The organism is Psychrobacter sp. 1Y4, from assembly GCF_051847555.1.
On sequence record NZ_JBPYDE010001010.1, the window covers coordinates 1 to 549 of the forward strand.

General features: G+C 34.2%; 1 pseudogene. It reads left to right on the top strand.

Features of this window, described 5'->3' with window-relative positions:
* Positions 1-549: pseudogene (locus ACS8FC_RS20135) on the top strand (capsular polysaccharide biosynthesis protein); the annotation flags it as partial.

The following is a 549-nucleotide window of genomic DNA, read 5'->3' on the forward strand; positions in this document are numbered from 1 at the left end:
GAATTTTTACCGACATTCAACACCCGATCAATTGAGACGATGATTTGGAATATCCAAGGATTGTCTGACTATTTTATCTATATGAACGATGATTTCTTTTTTAATCAACCAGTGACGATAGATGACTTTTTAGACAGTGAGAAGCTAATTGTTCACGGTGAATGGCGTAAAAGTACTGCTTTGAATACCAAGCTCAATTTTCGAAAATCACGCTTTAAATTGTTTGGCACACCGATACAGCCAAGACATACTATCGCGCAAATGTTAAGTGCTAAAATACTGGGCATGAATCAGTTTTTTGAAATTCATCACTACCCTCATATTGTCGATAAAAATATCTTAAAGTCCCATTTATTGAATCATCCGCAATTATTGACCGAGCAGATAAAATACAAATTCAGAGATGTCGCCCAAGTTAACCCTATAACACTGATGAATCATCTAAAAATTCAAAAAGGCGAAGCACACTTAAAACCTAATATCTCTATCAACTATCTAAAAAATGAGCATAGCGTAGAATATTTTATTCTTGCCTTAGAGGATAAAACT